The organism is Xanthomonas sp. F14 (genome assembly GCF_014199865.1).
The window spans coordinates 39,898-56,240 of the sequence record NZ_JACHOM010000003.1 but is presented as its reverse complement, the minus strand read 5'-3'; the positions used below and the strand labels follow the sequence as shown (position 1 = coordinate 56,240).

The window sequence follows — 16,343 nt, the reverse complement described above, 5'->3', positions numbered from 1 at the left end:
TACGATGTGCGCGCGTCATTCCGGCTGGCGCCACCCTGGCGGCGCCGCATCCGGTGCGGCCAGCGCCCGCAGGCGTTTGAACAGCACGGTAGTTTCGGCCACGTTCCAGACCCGCAGCGCGACCTCGAAGGTGTCCAGCGGCTTGGTCAGGAAGTCCTTGGCGCCCAGGCCCAGGGCGCGATGGCGCGCGCTGCGGCTGGGGTCGGCGGTGAGCACGATCACCGGCAGGAAGTGGCCGGGATCGGACAGCCGCGCCAGTTGTTCCAGCAGTGCATAGCCGTCCAGTTCCGGCATCTTCAGATCCAGCAGGATCAGGTCCGGCGCGAATGCCGACACCAGCCCCATCACCCGCAATGGGTCGGTGGTGGCGATGACCTGCTGGAAGCCCTCGCGCTGCAGCAGGTCTTCGAGCAGCCGCACATTGGCCGGCTCGTCGTCGACGATGAGGATGCGGGAACCCAGGATTTCGTCGCGTGTCATGCCAGCAGCCCGTCGATCACAGTGAAGAATTCCGCCACATCGAGCGGCTTGGTCAGATACGCGCGCACGCCCTGATTGCCGACGCGCGCCAGGGTAGCGGTGGTGGCATCGGCACTGATCACCACCACCGGCACGCCGGCGGTGGCCGGCTGCGCCTGCAGCTCGCGCAGCAGTTCTTCGCCGTTGCCGTCGCTCAGATGCAGGTCCAGCAGGATCAGGTCCGGCACGCCGTGCTGCAGCAGCGCGCGCGCCTGCGCCAGGCTGGCCGCTTCCAGCAGCTGCCATTGCGGGCGGCGTTCGCTGAGGGTGCGGATCAGGGCCTGGTTGGACGGGTTGTCTTCGATGCTCAGCAGCCGGCACACGCCCGTGCCCGCGTTACTCGGCGGCACGATGGCGCGCGCCGGCTCGCTGCGTTGCGGTTCGCCCTGCGGCAGCGAGATCCAGAAGCGCGCGCCATCGCGGCTGCTGTCCACGCCGATGCGCCCGCCCATGGCCTCGATCAGCCGCTTGCTCAGTGCCAGACCCAGGCCGGTGCCTTCCACCGCCGAGCGCTCGGCACCCAGCCGCTCGAACGGCGTGAACAGCCGCTCGATCTGCGCCGGCGTCAGGCCCGCGCCCTGGTCGGCGACCGTGATGCGCACCTGCTCGCCATCCGGCCGCGCGCTCACCTGCACCTGGCCGCCAGTGCGATTGAACTTGACCGCGTTCGACAGCAGGTTGAGCAATACCTGGCGCAGCCGCTGCGCATCGGCGCGCACCGTCCACGGCCCGTCGATGGCAGCCGGCTGCAGCGCGATGCCGTGCTTGTCCGCGTCCGGGGCGATCAGGCCCAAGGCCTCGTGGACGGCAGCGCGCACCGAGACCGGCTCCGGGCTCAGATCCAGTTGGTCGGCTTCGATCCGCGCGATGTCCAGCAGCTCGGTGATCAGCCCCAGCAGGTGCCGGCCTGCGCCGAGAATATGCTGCAGATGACGGCGATGCCCGGGCTCGGGCAGATCCATTTCCAGCACCTGCGCATAGCCCAGGATCGCATTGAGCGGCGTGCGCAATTCGTGGCTGCTGCGCGACAGGAATTCGGTCTTTGCGCGGTTGGCGGTTTCTGCCTCGCGCCGTGCCAGTTGCGCTTCGGCGGCACGTGCGGCGAGCAGTTCGCTGGCCTGCGCCAGGCGCTGGCCGACCTGGCCCAGCTCGTCGCCGGCGCGCGGTTGCGGCGCCAGCGGCAGGCCTTCGCCCAGCCGGTCGGCATTGGCGGCCAGCGTGCGCAGGCGCCCGGACAGTGCCGAGGCGAACCACGCCACCGCGAACACCGCGCCCAGGCCGCCCAGCATCGCCGCACTTAAAGTGATGATGAGATTGCGCTGGCGCAGCCCCTGCGCCTTGGCGGTACGTAGCTGCAATTGCGCGGTTTCGTAATTGCGCAGTTCGCGCAGTTCGGCACGCAGGATGTCGAGCTTGTACTTGCCGTCCCACAGCTGGCGGATCTCTTCTTCGCGGCTCAGATCCGGTGCCAGCAACCGGCGCCACCCCTGCATTTTTTCCGCAAACAACGGTTTGATGCGCGCAAACCGTTGCGCCTGCCCCGGGTCGGTGATGCGTTGCGACAGCCGCTCGGCCACCCGTTGCAGGCGCGGCTCGGCATCGCGGTATGGGGTAAGGAATTCATCGCGGCGCACCAGCCGATACCCGCGCACGCCGGCCGCGGTTTCGGCCAATAGCGCGTGTGCTTCGTACAGATCGCTCAACACCTCCAGCGTCTGCCGCACATCGTTTTCGGCGGCGATGTTCTGCCGCTCCACGCTGTAGATCGCCATCAGGGCCACCGCCAGCAGCAGCAGGGGCAGGGTCACCACCGCCAGGCTCTTGCGGGTGATCGGCCAATCGTTCCAACGCACCGCCATTGCATTCATAGCGCGAGTCCGGCTTGGACCGCGTACACCGCGGCCTGGGTGCGATCTTTTACCTCAAGTTTTTGCAGGATTCGCTCCACGTGCACTTTGACCGTGCCGGGAGAAATCCCCAGTTCAGCTGCCAGCGTCGCATTGGTGAGGCCGCGCGGCAGCAGGGACAGTACCTGTTTCTCGCGCTTGCTGAGCGCGGCCAGGCGGTCGTCCTGCACCGGCTTGCGCCGACGCGTGGCGAGCGGTCTGGCCGGTTCGGCCACCATCGCCGGCAGCAGCAATGCGAAGGCCTGCAGGGCCTGTACATCGTCGTTGCCGGGGGCGGGACGGGTGTCGTTCCAGGCCACGCACAGCATGCCCAGGGTGCTGCCCAGCGCCTGGATCGGTACCTTGGCCTCGCGGATATCGGCCGGGCGCGGTGGCATCAGCCAGGCCGCTTCATGGCTGTCGCCGGCTGCGCTGGCACCGGGCGGCAATGCGCGGCCGCGGCTGGCCAGCACCTGCGCGCGCGGCCCGCGCTGTGCCAGCACCGCGCCATCTTCCAGGCCCAGCAACAGCAGCACCCGGCCCAGTACCGCGTCGCAGGCCTGTTCCGGCGTCTGTGCCTGACGCAGCGCCACCGCGACTTCCCAGAGCGCCTGCCAGCGTGCGCTGTCGGATGCTTCGCGGCGTAGCGTCAGGCGCCAATCGCCAGCATTGGTAGGGGTTTCCATGAGTTCGCTCTAGGCCGATCAGCATATTTGAGTATATGCCAGTCGGCAGAATTGTTGGGGCCGCTTGGTTTCGATACTGCGCTTGCCCGATGCGGCAACCCCCTCAACCACACGGAGATTTCCCATGCGTCGCACTCTGTTCTCTCTGGTTCTGGCTCTGGCTGCCACCCCGGCGCTGGCTGGCGGCGTGATGCACTACACCGACAAGGCCACGTTGCCGGCCGGCGGCGAAGAACGCGAAGTCGCCGCGCTGTTCGACACCTGGAACGCGGCACTGGCTACCGGCAATCCGGACAAGGTGGCCGATCTGTATGCCCCGGACGGTGTGCTGCTGCCGACCGTGTCCAACGAGGTCCGCGCCTCGCGCGAGCAGATCGAAAAGTACTTCGAGATGTTCCTGACCAAGAAGCCGCAGGGCGTCGTCAACTACCGCACCGTGCGTGTGCTCGATGACGACAGCGCGGTGGATGCCGGCGTCTACACCTTCACGCTGACCGACAAGGACGGCAAGAAAACCGACGTGCAGGCGCGCTACACCTTCGTTTACGAGAAGCGCGACGGCAAGTGGCTGATCATCAATCACCACAGCTCGGCGATGCCGGAAGTGGACACCGCCACCGCCTCGGTGACCAGGAAGTAACGCCGCATTGGCCGTAGTGGCTTGAAAGCCGCTACGGCCGGCGCCATCCAGCAGGCAATCCTCACGATTGCGGAGTTGCACCATGCTGGGAATCGGCGCTTTCAAACAACGCATGCCACGTCCGGGCGAGGCCTTGCCCGGACGTGCGCAGGCACTACCGCTCCACAACACCCACCTAATCAACGGCCATCCGTTGCGCGGGGAGTTCACCGGCCTGGCCCAGGTGCAGTTCGGGCTCGGCTGCTTCTGGGGTGCAGAACGCAAGTTCTGGAACCTGCCGGGGGTGTACACCACGGCGGTGGGTTACGCCGGCGGCGAGACACCCAACGCCACCTACGGCGAAGTGTGTTCCGGGCAGACCGGCCATACCGAAGCGGTGTTGGTGGTGTACGACGAAGCGTCGGTGTCGTTCGCACAGTTGCTGCGCACGTTCTGGGAAAGCCATGACCCCACCCAGGGCATGCAGCAGGGCAACGACGTCGGCACGCAATACCGCTCGGCGATCTATTGCACGACACAGGCGCAATACGACGCCGCGCTTGCCAGCCGCGATGCGTACCAGCAGCAACTGGACGCCGCCGGGTATGGCGCGATCACCACGGAGATCCGTTTCCCGGCGCCCGCGTTCTACTACGCCGAAGACGATCACCAGCAATATCTCGCCAAGCATCCCAATGGCTATTGCGGGCTTGGCGGAACGGGAGTGAGCTGCCCGATCGGGCTGGATGCCTGACGGAAAGGCGGGCCGGATTGAAGCGCTGTCATCCACGTGATCGTGGCGGCGTGCCGATGGCCAACAGTGACCGGCAGCGTTATCACGATCAGGCAGCGCATGGGAGTGCATGCCAGGCAACTTGAATGGCTACGCCGGAGACGGCGTGGCCATCTTTTTTTGCGGCGCGCGTAAGCTGCGCCGCCGCCGCCGCGGGTGGCCGAGCGGCGAACCGGCCCAGCGGATCATTGCGTTCAATCACGACCGCCAATCGGTGCAATGGATCGGTGCGGCGACCCACTGCATCCAGTCAGTGCAGCCAATGCGCCAGGCGTGCCGGAATCCGCTGGATCAGACGAACTCGCCGGCGAACATGCCGCGCAGCTGGGCGAGCATGTCGGTGCGCTCCGGATGCAGCAGTCGCATGCAGGCAAGCGCGAAGCCGACCGGGCTGGTGCCGGGTGCGGTGATCACGCCGTCGGCGGTCACTACCTTTTCGTGCCGGTATTGCGCAGCACCGGCATACGGCACCACGTGTTGCTGCAGGAAGGCCAGCGCGTTGCTGGTATGCGCGCGCTGATCGAGCAGGCCGGCATAGGCCAGGGCGATGGTGGCGCCGCAGATCGCCGCGACCGGGCGCTGGTGCTGCACGCGCTCGACCAGCAGGCCGCTCAGGCCGGGGATTTCGCCGGCCTGCCAACGCTCGCTGCCGGGCAGGATCCAGAGATCGGCGTCCAGCGGCGCCAGATCGGAGAGGGCAAAGTCCGGGGTGATGCGCAGCCCGCCGATCGACTGCACCGGCTGACCATCGATGCTGGCGATGGCGACCTGGTCGCCGAACCATTCGCGCGCCGCCGGCAGGACAACGCCAATTTCCCAATCGGCCACGCCGTCGACCATCACCACTGCAATGTTTGCCATTGTCCGCTACGCCAGTTGAGGAACCCGGATTCTAGGCAGTGCGGGTTGCGCGGGTGTAAGCGGCGTGTGGAGAGCGACGCAGATCCGCGCGCCGATCAGGCCAAGGCGCGCGTATGGCAGCTTGGTGGCGGCTGCGCAGGCGTCGATGCGTCCACAAGCTCGACGGTGCCTGAAAAGTACGGCGGCCCAGGCCGGCAGCAGTTTCCAATGCCAGCATCGCGAGGGCCTTGTCTTACGCGTCGTGGCTGCATTGTGTGCTGCGCAGCCAGATTGCAAAAACCAAAACGCCCACAGCCACCAGGCTGCAGGCGTTGGTACTGCGAACGGCGGCGCTGCGATCAGCCGGCGAGCTTGTCGGTGATGGTCTTGCGCAGTGCCTGCAGATCCTTGGCGAAGGCGTCGATGCCGCTGGCCAGCTTTTCGGTGGCCATCGGGTCGGCTGCCAGATCGGTGGCGAAGCTGTCGCTGTCGATCGGGGTGATCTGCGCGTTGTCGGCCTGCGCAGGCGAGAGCTTGCGCGGCAGCTCGCCCTGTTCGGCGTCGAGCTTTTCCAGCAGCTCCGGCGAGATGGTCAGCCGGTCGCAACCGGCCAGGGCTTCGATCTGCGCGGTGGAGCGGAACGAGGCGCCCATCACCACGGTGGACGAGCCGCGCTGCTTGAACTCGTTGTAGACCGTGCGCACGAACACCACGCCCGGGTCTTCGTCGATGCTGGCCGGGGTCTGCCCCTGGGCGACGTAGTAGTCCAGGATCCGGCCGACGAACGGCGAGATCAGGAACACGCAGGCTTCCGCACAGGCCAGCGCCTGCGAGCGGTTGAAGATCAGGGTCAGATTGCAGTCGATGCCTTCGCGCTGCAGCTGGCGCGCAGCCTCGATGCCTTCCCAGGTGGCCGCGATCTTGATCAGGATCTTGTCCTTGGACACGCCACGCTCGGCGTACATGGCGATGAACTTGCGCGCCTTGGCGATGGTCGCCTCGGTGTCGTGCGCCAGGTCGGCATCGACCTCGGTGGAGACGCGGCCGGGGACCAGCTCGGCCAGCCTGACGCCGACGCCGATAGTGAGGCGGTCGGCCACTTCGTTGACCGTGCTGGTGCGGTCTTCGCCGCCGTGTTTGCGGCCCCAGGCCAGTTCGCGCTCGATCAGGTCGGCATACACCGGCAGATCCAATGCCTTTTTGACCAGGGTGGGATTGGTGGTGCAGTCGACCGGCTTCAGGCGCTTGATGGCGTCGTAGTCGCCGGTGTCGGCAACGACGACGGACAGGTCACGCAACTGGGCAAGCTTGGAGGGAGCAGTCATGCGGGTTCTCTCGAATCGTGGAACGGGTCGTGGATAGGACGCAGCGCGCTACGGTAGCGCGCCTGGCGTGTGAAGTCAGGCGCCGGCCAGGGCATGTTGATCGTGCACGGCGCTGACACGCAGACGCAGGTCGCGCCCGTCGGGCGTACGCCAGTCGATGCTCTGACCGACCGACAGGCCGAGCAGCGCAGTGCCGACCGGCGCCAGCACCGAGATGCGGCCGTGCTGCACATCGGCCTCGTGCGGATACACAAGGGTGAGCGTATGTCGTTCGCCATGCAGCTCATCTTCGCAATCGATGCGGGAGTGCATGGTGACGACATCGCCGGGAATCTGGTCGGGCGGCACGACGCGTGCGCGGCCCAGTTCGTCACTCAGCGCGGTGGCGGCCGGGTGCTTGTTGAAAGCCGGGGAATCGAGCAGGGCCTCAAGCCGGGCGAGGTCATGGCTGGAAACCAGGATGGACGGCGGCAAGCCGCTGTGGTGCTGCGAAGTCATGGCAATCTCCTTGACGATGGCGGCCCGCCAACATGGCAAGCCTCACTGCCCAGATGAGGGCGCCGCTACCCGATCGCAATGCATGGCGAGATGGCGCAGTGCACGGCATGCGTCGGGCGAGGCAGGCGCGGCACTACCAGTTGCGGGCCGTGGCCATAGAACCACGCAAGCACGGCAGTGTTGCAGCGCTCAGGTGCGCGCCTTCACTCAGCGACAAGCGGCTGACTTGAAGTTTCCCGTCCGAGTCCACCACGTGCCAATGACACCACAACCGCCAGGTGCTTCCAGAGACATCGCGCCATAACCACCCACCAAACAAAAAACGACGCTTGCGCGTCGCTTATGTCCAAAAAAAGGTGAAAAAAACACGTCAAGCAACCGCAGCCATGAAACGATTTCCCGATTCCCGATTCCCGATTCCCGATTCCCGATTCCCGATTCCCGATTCCCGATTCCCGAATCCCGAATCCCGAATCCCGAATCCTCAGGCCGCAACCGCCTTAGGCCCAGTCGCCGGCTGGTCCAGCGTGAACAGGCTCTCCGGCAGCTCCTTGAACAACTGCGCCAGCTGCTCCAGGAACGCGGTCATGGCCGAGCTGCGGCGCCAGGCCATGGCGATGCGGCGGCTGGGCTGCTTGTCTTCGCGGAAACGGATCAGGCGGATGTTCTCCGAGCGCGCGACCGGTGGTTTGACCGCCAGCAGCGGCAGCAAGGTCACACCGACATTGGCAGCCACCATCTGGCGCAGCGTCTCCAGGCTGGTGGCCTGGAATTCGGATTTTTCCAGGGCGCCTGCAAGATGGCAGACATCCAGCGCCTGTTCGCGCAGGCAGTGGCCATCTTCCAGCAGCAACAGCCGCTGCTCGGATAGATCGTCCAGCGTCATGCTGTCGTGGCGCGCCAGCGGATGGCCTTCCGGCACGGCCAGCACGAAGGGTTCCTCGAACAGGAATTCGGCATGCAGCTGCTCATCCTGCAACGGCAGTGCGAGCAGCGCCGCATCCAGCCGGCCTTCGCGCAGCTGGTGCACCAGCTGATCGCTTTTTTCCTCGATCAGCAGCAGTTCCAGGCGCGGGAACCGCTCGCGGATCCGCGGCACCACATGCGGCAACAGATACGGCGCCAGGGTGGGAAAGATGCCCAGCCGCACGGTGCCGGCTTCCGGATCCTGGCTGCGCCGCGCGGCTTCCTTCATCTGTTCCACTTCGGCCACGATGCCGCGCGCGCGCATCGCCGCTTCGCGGCCGGCCGGGGTCAGCATCACCTTGCGCGGCGCACGTTCCACCAGCGGCACGCCGAGCTCGTCTTCGAGTTTCTTGATCTGTGTGGACAGCGTCGGTTGACTGACGAAGCAGGCCGTCGCAGCACGGCCGAAATGCTTGTGGTCGGCCAGGGCGACCAGATATTTCAGGTCACGCAGATTCATGTGTAGCAGCCCTCATTGCGGTGACGGGGTACGACTGGAGCTTAGCGCCCGGGCTGGCCGGGCGCTGGCTTGAGTGCGCTTATGCTGCCTGGGCGACGTTGTCGGCGCTGACCGGTGCACTGGAGCGGATCAGGTAATCGAACGCGCTCAACGCAGCCTTGGAACCTTCGCCCATCGCGATCACGATCTGCTTGTACGGCACCGTGGTGGCGTCGCCGGCAGCGAATACGCCCGGAACATTGGTCTGGCCACGGTCGTCGACGATGATCTCGCCGCGCGGCGACAACGCCACCGAGCCCTTGAGGAATTCGGTGTTGGGCAGCAGACCGATCTGCACGAACACGCCTTCCAGATCCACGTGCTGAATGTCGCCGCCCGTACGGTCCTTGTAGACCAGGCCGGTGACCTTCTGTCCATCGCCAAGCACTTCAGTGGTCTGCGCGCTGGTGATGATGCGCACGTTGTGCAGGCTGCGCAGCTTGCGTTGCAGCACTTCGTCGGCACGCAGCTTGTCGTCGAACTCCACCAGCGTGACATGCGCCACGATACCGGCCAGATCGATCGCCGCCTCGACGCCCGAATTGCCGCCGCCGATCACCGCCACGCGCTTGCCCTTGAACAGCGGGCCATCGCAATGCGGGCAGTAGGCCACGCCCTTGTTCTTGTACTGGTCTTCGCCCGGCACGTTCATCTGCCTCCAGCGCGCGCCGGTGGACAGGATCACGGTCTTGCTCTTGAGCGAGGCGCCATTGGCCAGCTTGATCTCGATCAGGCCATCGGCACCGGCCGGAATCAGCTGCTCGGCGCGCTGCAGGTTCATGATGTCCACGTCGTACTGGCGCACATGCTGCTCCAGCGCGGCGGCCATCTTCGGGCCTTCGGTTTCCGGCACCGAGATGAAGTTTTCGATCGACATGGTGTCCAGTACCTGGCCACCAAAACGCTCTGCCGCCACGCCGGTGCGGATGCCCTTGCGCGCGGCGTAGACAGCCGCTGCCGAACCGGCCGGGCCACCGCCGACCACCAGCACCTCGAAGGCGACCTTGGCGGCGATCTTGGCGGCGTCGCGCTTGGTCGCGTTGGTGTCGAGCTTGGCGACGATCTGCTCCAGCGTCATGCGGCCCTGGTCGAACAGCTCGCCGTTCAAGTAGACGGTGGGCACCGACATGATCTGGCGGGTTTCGACCTCGTCCTGGAACCACGCGCCGTCGATGGCCACGTGCTTGATGCGCGGGTTGAGCACGGCGGCAAGATTCAGCGCCTGCACCACGTCCGGGCAGTTTTGGCACGACAGCGAGAAATAGGTTTCGAACTGGTAGTCGCCGTCCAGGTGCTGCACCTGCTCGATCAGCTCGGCGGCGGCCTTGGACGGGTGGCCGCCCACCTGCAGCAGCGCCAGCACCAGCGAGGTGAACTCGTGGCCCATCGGCAGGCCGGCAAAGCGCAGCGAGATATCCTGGCCCGGCGTGGTCAGCGCGAACGAGGGCTTGCGCTGGTTGTCATCGCGGTGGATGTCCAGGCTGATCTTGTCCGACAGCAGCACCAGATCCTCGAGCAGGTCGAGCATTTCGCGCGAGCCAGCGCTTTCGTCGATCGAGGCATTGATCTGGATCGGACGGGTAACCCGTTCCAGGTAGGCGGTCAGCTGGGTCTTGAGGTTGGCATCCAACATGGAGAACTCCTGGGAATGGGCAAGGGGAGGGCGTGGCGTCGCTGCGCTGAGGCAGGTCGCCGGGGAGGAAGGGGATGAACCGCAGCCGGCGCGATGTCGGGAATGCGTGCTGGCGATGGCTGGCGGGCAGCCCGGCACCGGCTCCGGTTCACCCCCGGCCCAGTGCTGGGCCGGAGATGCTCCGGCCTCAACCACAGGCCGGAGGTGTCAGTCGGTTTAGATCTTGCCGACCAGGTCCAGCGACGGAGCCAGGGTCTTGGCGCCTTCCTTCCACTTGGCCGGGCAGACCTGGCCCGGGTTGTTGGCGACGAACTGGGCAGCGGTCAGCTTGCGCAGCGTCTCGGTGACGTCGCGGGCGATCGCGTTGTCGTGGATCTCGAGGGTCTTGATGACGCCGTCGGGGTTGATGATGAAGGTGCCGCGCAGGGCCAGGCCTTCTTCTTCGATGTGCACGCCGAACGCGCGGGTCAGCTTGTGGGTCGGATCGCCGATCAGCGGGAACTGCGCCTTGCCCACGGCCGGCGAGGTTTCGTGCCACACCTTGTGCGAGAAGTGCGTATCGGTGGTGACGATGTAGACCTCGGCGCCTGCCTTCTGGAACGCGGCATAGTTGTCGGCGGCGTCTTCCACTTCGGTCGGGCAGTTGAAGGTGAAGGCGGCCGGCATGAAGATCAGCACCGACCACTTGCCCTTCAGGCTGGCCTCGGTGACTTCGATGAAGTTGCCGTTGTGGTACGCATTCGCCTTGAACGGCTGGACCTGAGTGTTGATAAGAGACATTGAGTTTCCTCGTGCGATGAAAGGGCGGGGGATGGAACAGTCGCCATGGTAGGTAGGATCGATAGATTTCTCAAATCGATTGATGGAATTGTATAGATAGGCTGTGGCTATCGAGTTTGCAGACGGCGTCTGCCGCTGCAGGGGCCGATTCCATCTCCGATAATGGTCAGCCGATGTTGCGCATGAGTGAATGATCCGTATGAGTGAGGACCCAGCCGGTCTTGCCGCCGAGCAGCTGCTGCGGCGTGCGGTCGAGCGGATTGAGCGCAGTGATGCCGAGCCGCTGCTGCTGCACGCGCTGGGCCGCGACCGCGCCTGGCTGTTCGCGCATGGCCGCGATCCGGTCGAGCCGTCGGTCGCGCAGGCATTCGCGGCATTGGTGCAGCGGCGCCAGGCCGGCGAACCGGTGGCGTACCTGACCGGCACGCGTGGGTTCTGGACGCTGGATCTGGCGGTCTCCACTGCCACGCTGATCCCGCGCGCCGACACCGAGGTGCTGGTCGAGCTGGCACTTGAGCGACTGGACGCCCGGCCGGGCCGCCGCGTTGCCGATCTGGGTACCGGCAGCGGCGCGATCGCGCTGGCCATCGCCAGCGAGCGGCCGCAGGCACAGGTGATCGCCACCGATGCCAGCGCGGCGGCGCTGGCGGTTGCCCGGCGCAATGCCGACAGCCACCGCTTGCGCAATGTCGAATGCCGGCAGGGCAACTGGTTCGCGCCGCTGGCCGGCGAGCGCTTCGACCTGATCGCCAGCAACCCGCCGTATATCGCCGCGCAGGATCCGCATCTGGGCGAAGGCGACCTGCGCTACGAGCCGGCCAGTGCGCTGGCTTCCGGCCCCGATGGCCTGGACGACATCCGCCTGATCGTCGCCGATGCGCCTGCGCATCTGCTGCCGGGCGGCTGGCTGCTGCTCGAACACGGCTGGGACCAGGGCGCGGCGGTGGCCGGGCTGCTGCAGGCGCGTGGCTTCGACGCGGTGGCCACGCATCAGGACCTGGAGCAGCGTGACCGGGTGACGTCGGGGCGCTGGTCGCCCGCTGCGGGCTAGCGCGGCCGGCCACGGAGCGGTCGCCAGGTGGAGGGGGGACGGCGCGCTCGGAGCTGAAACAGGACATGCCGCTTCCGGGCACCGGCCGTGCCCGTCCGGCGCTGCGTGCAGGAGCCTGGCTCCGTCGCTCCACTCCTTCGCGCTTCGCCGTGCGCCCGCCCTGGCCCGATCGCATGGGGCGCCCGCGTGTGCAGACCGGGTGCCGATACACTAGCGGTTTCCCGCAGGACCGACGCATGCGCACGCTCTATCCCGAGATCACGCCGTACGACCACGGCACCCTCCAGGTCGACGACCGCCACACGCTGTATTTCGAACAGTGCGGCAATCCGCAGGGCAAGCCGGTGGTGATGCTGCACGGCGGCCCCGGCGGCGGTTGCAACGACAAGATGCGGCGCTTCCATGACCCGGCCAAGTACCGCATCGTGCTGTTCGACCAGCGCGGCGCGGGCCGCTCCACCCCGCATGCCGATCTGGTGAACAACACCACCTGGGACCTGGTTGCCGATATCGAGCGCCTGCGCGAACACCTGGGCATCGCGCGCTGGCAGGTGTTCGGTGGCAGCTGGGGCTCGACCCTGGCGCTGGCCTATGCGCAGACCCATCCGCAGCAGGTCACCGAGCTGGTGCTGCGCGGCATCTTCCTGCTGCGCCGTTTCGAGCTGGAATGGTTCTATCAGCAGGGCGCCAGCCGGCTGTTCCCGGATGCCTGGGAGCATTACGTCAACGCGATTCCAGTGGTGGAGCGCGCCGATCTGATCTCCGCCTTCCATCGCCGCCTGACCAGCGACGACGAAGCCACGCGTCTGGCCGCGGCCAAGGCGTGGAGCGTGTGGGAAGGTGCCACCAGCTTCCTGCATGTGGACGCCGACTTCGTCACCGGACATGAGGACGCGCACTTCGCCCTGGCGTTCGCGCGCATCGAGAACCACTACTTCGTCAACGGCGGTTTCTTCGAGGTCGAAGACCAGCTGCTGCGCGACGCACACCGCATCGCCGACATCCCCGGCGTGATCGTGCACGGCCGTTACGACGTGGTGTGCCCGCTGCAAAGCGCCTGGGACCTGCACAAGGTATGGCCGAAGGCACAGCTGCAGATCAGCCCGGCATCGGGGCATTCGGCCTTCGAGCCGGAAAATGTCGATGCGCTGGTGCGCGCCACCGACGGGTTCGCCTGAGCGCAACCGCGAGCGTGCACGGGAAGCTGCAGCAGCGCTCGCGCGCCAGCGGTAGGAGCGCACCCGGGCGCGACGTAGGGTAACGGGACGGCCTGTCGCGCCCGGGTGCGCTCCTACGAGGCAACCGTCGTCACCGAGGCTGCGGATCAGCGCGGCCGCCGCATGCTCCGTAGGAGTCAGTGCGGCAGCAGTGCCTGCGCCAGCGGCGGCAGGATGCGTGCCAGGCGTTGTGCCCACGCCTGTTGCCCGGCGGCATCGGCAATCAGGTCCTGGCGCAGTTCCAGCTCCACATGCAGCAGTCCGCGGCCTTCGCCGTAGACCGGAATCGCATAGTCGCTGGTGTCGCTGACCGCGTAGGGCTGGTTGTCGCCAACCACCAGATCCGGCTCGTCGCGCAAGGCCTGCAGCAGGCGGTGCGCCAGCCGCGTGTCGCGGTTGTACAGCACGCCGGCATGCCAGGGCCGTGCATTGCCAGCCATGATCGGCGTGAAGCTGTGCATCGACACCAGCACGGTGGGTTGCCCGCGCTGTGCGCGTGCATCCAGTTCCGCCGCAATGCGCGCGTGGTATGGCGCAAAGATCGCATCGATGCGCTGCTGCCGATCGTCGGCCGACAGCTGCCGGTTGCCCGGAACCGAGGTGCCGTCGCTGACCTCGGGCATCAGCGTGGCCGAACCATGCGGGCGATTGCAGTCGATCACCAGGCGCGAATAGGTCTGCGCGATGGCGACCGCATCCAGCGCATCGGCCAGCAGGCGGGTGACCTCGGCAATGCCGATATCCCAGCCGATATGGCGGTCCAGTTCCTGCTGCGGCAGGCCCAGATTGGCCAGCCGCGCCGGCACGCGCTGACCGGCGTGGTCGGCGATCAGCAGCCACGGCGAGGCGGCCTGCGGGTTGTGCACGCTGAACGGCGCGGGATCGTCGGCACCGAGCAGGCGGGCAGCGGTCGCTTCAGCCACGCGGGGTGCCGTCCAGTGCGTGATCGACCAGATACAGCCCGGCCCACAGTTTGGGGTCCATCTGATAGCCCTCGGTCATCTTCTGCACCAGCCAGGCGCCGACCTGCGTGCGCGGGATCTCGTGCACGGTGATGTCTTCGCTGGCATCGCCGCCGCCGGCGCCGACCTTGCGCAGCCCGGTGGCGCGGACGAAGGCGACCTTCTCGCTGCTGGCGCCGGCCGAGGTCGGGCCGATCATCAGCACTTCGGCGTGCTCGGCGGTCCAGCCGGTTTCTTCTTCCAGTTCGCGAATGGCCGACAGCTCGATCGACTCGTCGGCATGCACGTCGCCGACCAGGCCGGCCGGCATTTCGATGGTGCGGGCCTGCAGCGGCACGCGGAACTGTTCGACGAACAACATCGCATCGTCCGGGGTCACCGCCACGATGATCGCGGCCAGGCCGCCGGCGTGCACGCGTTCGGAATATTCCCAGGTACCGCGCACGACCATGCGCTGGTATTTGCCTTCGTAGACCACGGTGGGCGGAGTGTCGTGTCGGTTCATGGATGCAGGCCTTGTTCCAGGGAAACGGGAGTGCGCGGTGACGGCGCGCCGCCGCAGGCGGCCAGCAACCGGCGCCGGGTGAGCGGGCCGAAGCGCAGGCTCTCGCACAATCCAGCCAGCATGTCGGTATCGGCTTGCGCGCGCGTGAAACCGGCATCGGTCAGCGCCAGCGGCGCATCAAGTGCGATGGTGGTGAGCTGACGCCACAGCAGTGCGTGCTCGCGTTGCTCGCGCAGGCGCGCGGCCATCTGCGCCGCGCCGCGCAGGCGCAGGAACGGGATCTCGTCGATGCGCTCCAGCAAGGCATCCAGGCTGCCAAAATGCGCCAGCAGGACCGCCGCCGATTTGGCGCCGATGCCGGTGACGCCGGGAATGTTGTCGATCGCATCGCCACACAGCGCCAGGTAGTCGGCGATCTGATGGGCGTGCACGCCGTGGCGCGCCTTGACCCCGTCCATGCCCCAACGCAGGTTGCGCGCGTAATCCCACTGCTCGTCGTGCTCGAGCAGCAGCTGCGACAGATCCTTGTCGGCCGACACGATCACCCCGCGCAGGCCGTGCGCACGCACGCTGTGCAAGGCGCTGCCGATCAGGTCGTCGGCCTCGTAATCGCGGTGCGCCAGCACGCTCAGGCCCAATGCCGCGCACAGCGCCTTGCAATGCGCGAACTGGCGCCGCAACGCATCCGGTGCCGGGGTGCGATTGCCCTTGTAGGCCGGGTAGATCGCATGCCGAAAACAGCTGTCCAGCGCTTCGTCGAAGGCGATGGTGATGTGCTGCGGATCCTCGCGTTCGAGCAGGTCGAGCAGGAAGCGCGCAAAGCCGTGCACGGCGTTGGTCGGCCAGCCTTGCGCATCCTGGAATTCGTCCGGGATCGAATGCCAGGCGCGGAACACGTACAGGCTGGCATCGACCAGATACAGCGGGGTCGGGCGGCTGATCGCTGCCGGCGCGCCTGCAAGCACGGGGGCGTGCGTGGTCACGGGGTCCAGTCGCGCAGCAGCGCACGCGGGTCCGGGCGTTCGCGCTCTGGCACCTGCAGGCGCGGGGTGCCGATATGGATGAAACCGGCGATGCGCTCGTTCTGCTCCAGGCCCAGATAGCCGGTCACCGCCGGGTCGTAGGCCATCCATGCGGTCAGCCACTGCGCACCGAAGCCATGCGCCTGCGCGGCCTGCAGCAGCGCAAAACACACGCAGCCTGCGGTGAGCAGCTGTTCCTGCTCGGGCACCTTGTGCCCGGGGCGCAGCGCGGCGATCACCACGATCACCAGCGGCGCATCGTTGAAACGGTTGCGGTCTTTTTCGACCGCGGCGGGCGGCGCCAGCGGGTCGGCGGCCAGGCTGCGCTCGGCCAGGAAATCGCCCAGTGCCTGGCGGGCATCGCCGCTGATGCGCAAGAAGCGGAACGGCACCAGCTTGCCGTGGTCGGGCACGCGCACTGCCGAGGTGAGCATGCGCAGCAGGGTGTCTTCATCCGGGCCAGGTTCGCCCAGCTGTTTGGAGGGGACCGAGCGGCGCGCGTCCAGCGCCTGGAGCGAATACGGTGCGTGCATAATTCCGGG

Annotated in this window: 17 protein-coding genes; 4 read left to right on the top strand and 13 right to left on the bottom strand. The window is 66.8% G+C overall.

Features of this window, described 5'->3' with window-relative positions; translation table 11 throughout:
- Window positions 1-15: 15 nt before the first annotated feature.
- From GGR73_RS11705 to GGR73_RS11695, 3 genes are read right to left on the bottom strand one after another with little or no spacing between them, the layout of a single operon-like run.
- The gene (locus GGR73_RS11705; protein ID WP_024938256.1) at window positions 16-480 is read right to left on the bottom strand and encodes a response regulator; all 465 of its coding nucleotides are present in this window, start codon (window positions 478-480) and stop codon (window positions 16-18) included.
- Window positions 477-2,387, bottom strand: coding sequence for an ATP-binding protein (locus GGR73_RS11700; RefSeq protein WP_024938255.1), 1,911 nt, complete (start codon window positions 2,385-2,387; stop codon window positions 477-479). The genes GGR73_RS11705 and GGR73_RS11700 overlap by 4 nt, the downstream gene beginning before the upstream one ends.
- Entirely contained in the window at window positions 2,384-3,091 is a 708-nt protein-coding gene (locus tag GGR73_RS11695; RefSeq protein WP_024938254.1) for a helix-turn-helix transcriptional regulator, read from the bottom strand. Before GGR73_RS11695 ends, GGR73_RS11700 begins: the two co-directional genes overlap by 4 nt.
- A 124-nt stretch (window positions 3,092-3,215) precedes the next feature.
- Here GGR73_RS11695 and GGR73_RS11690 point away from each other — a divergent pair, with 124 nt between their 5' ends.
- Window positions 3,216-3,731 carry an SgcJ/EcaC family oxidoreductase gene (locus GGR73_RS11690; protein ID WP_024938253.1) on the top strand — a complete coding sequence of 172 codons (516 nt, stop codon included), beginning with the start codon at window positions 3,216-3,218 and terminating at the stop codon, window positions 3,729-3,731.
- Window positions 3,732-3,813: 82 nt separating this feature from the next.
- Entirely contained in the window at window positions 3,814-4,464 is a 651-nt protein-coding gene (gene msrA / locus GGR73_RS11685; protein ID WP_104541580.1) for a peptide-methionine (S)-S-oxide reductase MsrA, read from the top strand.
- Between the two features lie 330 nt (window positions 4,465-4,794).
- Here msrA and GGR73_RS11680 read toward each other — a convergent pair whose 3' ends face one another.
- The 6 genes from GGR73_RS11680 to ahpC all read right to left on the bottom strand — a co-directional run bounded on the left by GGR73_RS11680 (window position 4,795) and on the right by ahpC (window position 11,044).
- Entirely contained in the window at window positions 4,795-5,364 is a 570-nt protein-coding gene (locus GGR73_RS11680) for a type 1 glutamine amidotransferase family protein (RefSeq protein ID WP_167763015.1), read from the bottom strand.
- A gap of 338 nt (window positions 5,365-5,702) precedes the next feature.
- Window positions 5,703-6,668, bottom strand: coding sequence for a transaldolase (gene tal, locus GGR73_RS11675; RefSeq protein ID WP_184457022.1), 966 nt, complete (start codon window positions 6,666-6,668; stop codon window positions 5,703-5,705).
- 75 nt (window positions 6,669-6,743) lie between these two features.
- Window positions 6,744-7,166: a nucleoside diphosphate kinase regulator gene (gene rnk, locus GGR73_RS11670; RefSeq protein ID WP_054591346.1), complete on the bottom strand. Its 423-nt coding sequence runs from the start codon at window positions 7,164-7,166 to the stop codon at window positions 6,744-6,746.
- A gap of 484 nt (window positions 7,167-7,650) precedes the next feature.
- Window positions 7,651-8,592 carry a LysR substrate-binding domain-containing protein gene (locus GGR73_RS11665; RefSeq protein ID WP_184457020.1) on the bottom strand — a complete coding sequence of 314 codons (942 nt, stop codon included), beginning with the start codon at window positions 8,590-8,592 and terminating at the stop codon, window positions 7,651-7,653.
- A gap of 79 nt (window positions 8,593-8,671) precedes the next feature.
- Window positions 8,672-10,264 carry an alkyl hydroperoxide reductase subunit F gene (ahpF, locus tag GGR73_RS11660; RefSeq protein ID WP_184457018.1) on the bottom strand — a complete coding sequence of 531 codons (1,593 nt, stop codon included), beginning with the start codon at window positions 10,262-10,264 and terminating at the stop codon, window positions 8,672-8,674.
- A gap of 216 nt (window positions 10,265-10,480) precedes the next feature.
- Window positions 10,481-11,044 (bottom strand): alkyl hydroperoxide reductase subunit C, encoded by a 564-nt coding sequence (ahpC, locus tag GGR73_RS11655; RefSeq protein ID WP_016900725.1) that lies wholly within the window; start codon window positions 11,042-11,044, stop codon window positions 10,481-10,483.
- A 199-nt stretch (window positions 11,045-11,243) separates the two neighbouring features.
- Between ahpC and prmC the strand changes: the two genes are divergently transcribed.
- Window positions 11,244-12,095 carry a peptide chain release factor N(5)-glutamine methyltransferase gene (gene prmC / locus GGR73_RS11650; protein ID WP_104577244.1) on the top strand — a complete coding sequence of 284 codons (852 nt, stop codon included), beginning with the start codon at window positions 11,244-11,246 and terminating at the stop codon, window positions 12,093-12,095.
- Window positions 12,096-12,331: 236 nt separating this feature from the next.
- A complete protein-coding gene (pip, locus tag GGR73_RS11645) occupies window positions 12,332-13,273 on the top strand; it encodes a prolyl aminopeptidase (RefSeq protein ID WP_039512881.1) in 942 nt (313 codons plus the stop codon).
- A gap of 176 nt (window positions 13,274-13,449) precedes the next feature.
- Here the strand turns inward: pip and GGR73_RS11640 are convergent, their stop codons facing one another.
- From GGR73_RS11640 to GGR73_RS11625, 4 genes are read right to left on the bottom strand one after another with little or no spacing between them, the layout of a single operon-like run.
- Window positions 13,450-14,235, bottom strand: a complete 786-nt coding sequence (locus GGR73_RS11640) for an N-formylglutamate amidohydrolase (RefSeq protein ID WP_184457016.1) — start codon at window positions 14,233-14,235, stop codon at window positions 13,450-13,452.
- Window positions 14,228-14,779: an NUDIX hydrolase gene (locus tag GGR73_RS11635; protein ID WP_181140953.1), complete on the bottom strand. Its 552-nt coding sequence runs from the start codon at window positions 14,777-14,779 to the stop codon at window positions 14,228-14,230. Before GGR73_RS11635 ends, GGR73_RS11640 begins: the two co-directional genes overlap by 8 nt.
- Window positions 14,776-15,762, bottom strand: coding sequence for a 5'-3' exonuclease H3TH domain-containing protein (locus tag GGR73_RS11630; protein WP_184457014.1), 987 nt, complete (start codon window positions 15,760-15,762; stop codon window positions 14,776-14,778). Before GGR73_RS11630 ends, GGR73_RS11635 begins: the two co-directional genes overlap by 4 nt.
- Window positions 15,759-16,334, bottom strand: a complete 576-nt coding sequence (locus GGR73_RS11625) for a nitroreductase family protein (protein WP_039523709.1) — start codon at window positions 16,332-16,334, stop codon at window positions 15,759-15,761. Before GGR73_RS11625 ends, GGR73_RS11630 begins: the two co-directional genes overlap by 4 nt.
- Between the last annotated feature and the right edge of the window lie 9 nt (window positions 16,335-16,343).

Excerpts from the sequence above, each read along its gene's own strand:
- ahpC (WP_016900725.1), bottom strand. The coding sequence starts at position 11,044 with ATGTCTCTTATCAACACTCAGGTCCAGCCGTTCAAGGCGAATGCGTAC.
- msrA (WP_104541580.1), top strand. The coding sequence starts at position 3,814 with ATGCTGGGAATCGGCGCTTTCAAACAACGCATGCCACGTCCGGGCGAG.
- GGR73_RS11695 (WP_024938254.1), bottom strand. The coding sequence starts at position 3,091 with ATGGAAACCCCTACCAATGCTGGCGATTGGCGCCTGACGCTACGCCGC.
- GGR73_RS11665 (WP_184457020.1), bottom strand. The coding sequence starts at position 8,592 with ATGAATCTGCGTGACCTGAAATATCTGGTCGCCCTGGCCGACCACAAG.
- GGR73_RS11705 (WP_024938256.1), bottom strand. The coding sequence starts at position 480 with ATGACACGCGACGAAATCCTGGGTTCCCGCATCCTCATCGTCGACGAC.
- GGR73_RS11690 (WP_024938253.1), top strand. The coding sequence starts at position 3,216 with ATGCGTCGCACTCTGTTCTCTCTGGTTCTGGCTCTGGCTGCCACCCCG.
- GGR73_RS11635 (WP_181140953.1), bottom strand. The coding sequence starts at position 14,779 with ATGAACCGACACGACACTCCGCCCACCGTGGTCTACGAAGGCAAATAC.
- tal (WP_184457022.1), bottom strand. The coding sequence starts at position 6,668 with ATGACTGCTCCCTCCAAGCTTGCCCAGTTGCGTGACCTGTCCGTCGTC.
- pip (WP_039512881.1), top strand. The coding sequence starts at position 12,332 with ATGCGCACGCTCTATCCCGAGATCACGCCGTACGACCACGGCACCCTC.
- GGR73_RS11625 (WP_039523709.1), bottom strand. The coding sequence starts at position 16,334 with ATGCACGCACCGTATTCGCTCCAGGCGCTGGACGCGCGCCGCTCGGTC.
- GGR73_RS11680 (WP_167763015.1), bottom strand. The coding sequence starts at position 5,364 with ATGGCAAACATTGCAGTGGTGATGGTCGACGGCGTGGCCGATTGGGAA.
- ahpF (WP_184457018.1), bottom strand. The coding sequence starts at position 10,264 with ATGTTGGATGCCAACCTCAAGACCCAGCTGACCGCCTACCTGGAACGG.
- GGR73_RS11700 (WP_024938255.1), bottom strand. The coding sequence starts at position 2,387 with ATGAATGCAATGGCGGTGCGTTGGAACGATTGGCCGATCACCCGCAAG.
- rnk (WP_054591346.1), bottom strand. The coding sequence starts at position 7,166 with ATGACTTCGCAGCACCACAGCGGCTTGCCGCCGTCCATCCTGGTTTCC.
- prmC (WP_104577244.1), top strand. The coding sequence starts at position 11,244 with ATGAGTGAGGACCCAGCCGGTCTTGCCGCCGAGCAGCTGCTGCGGCGT.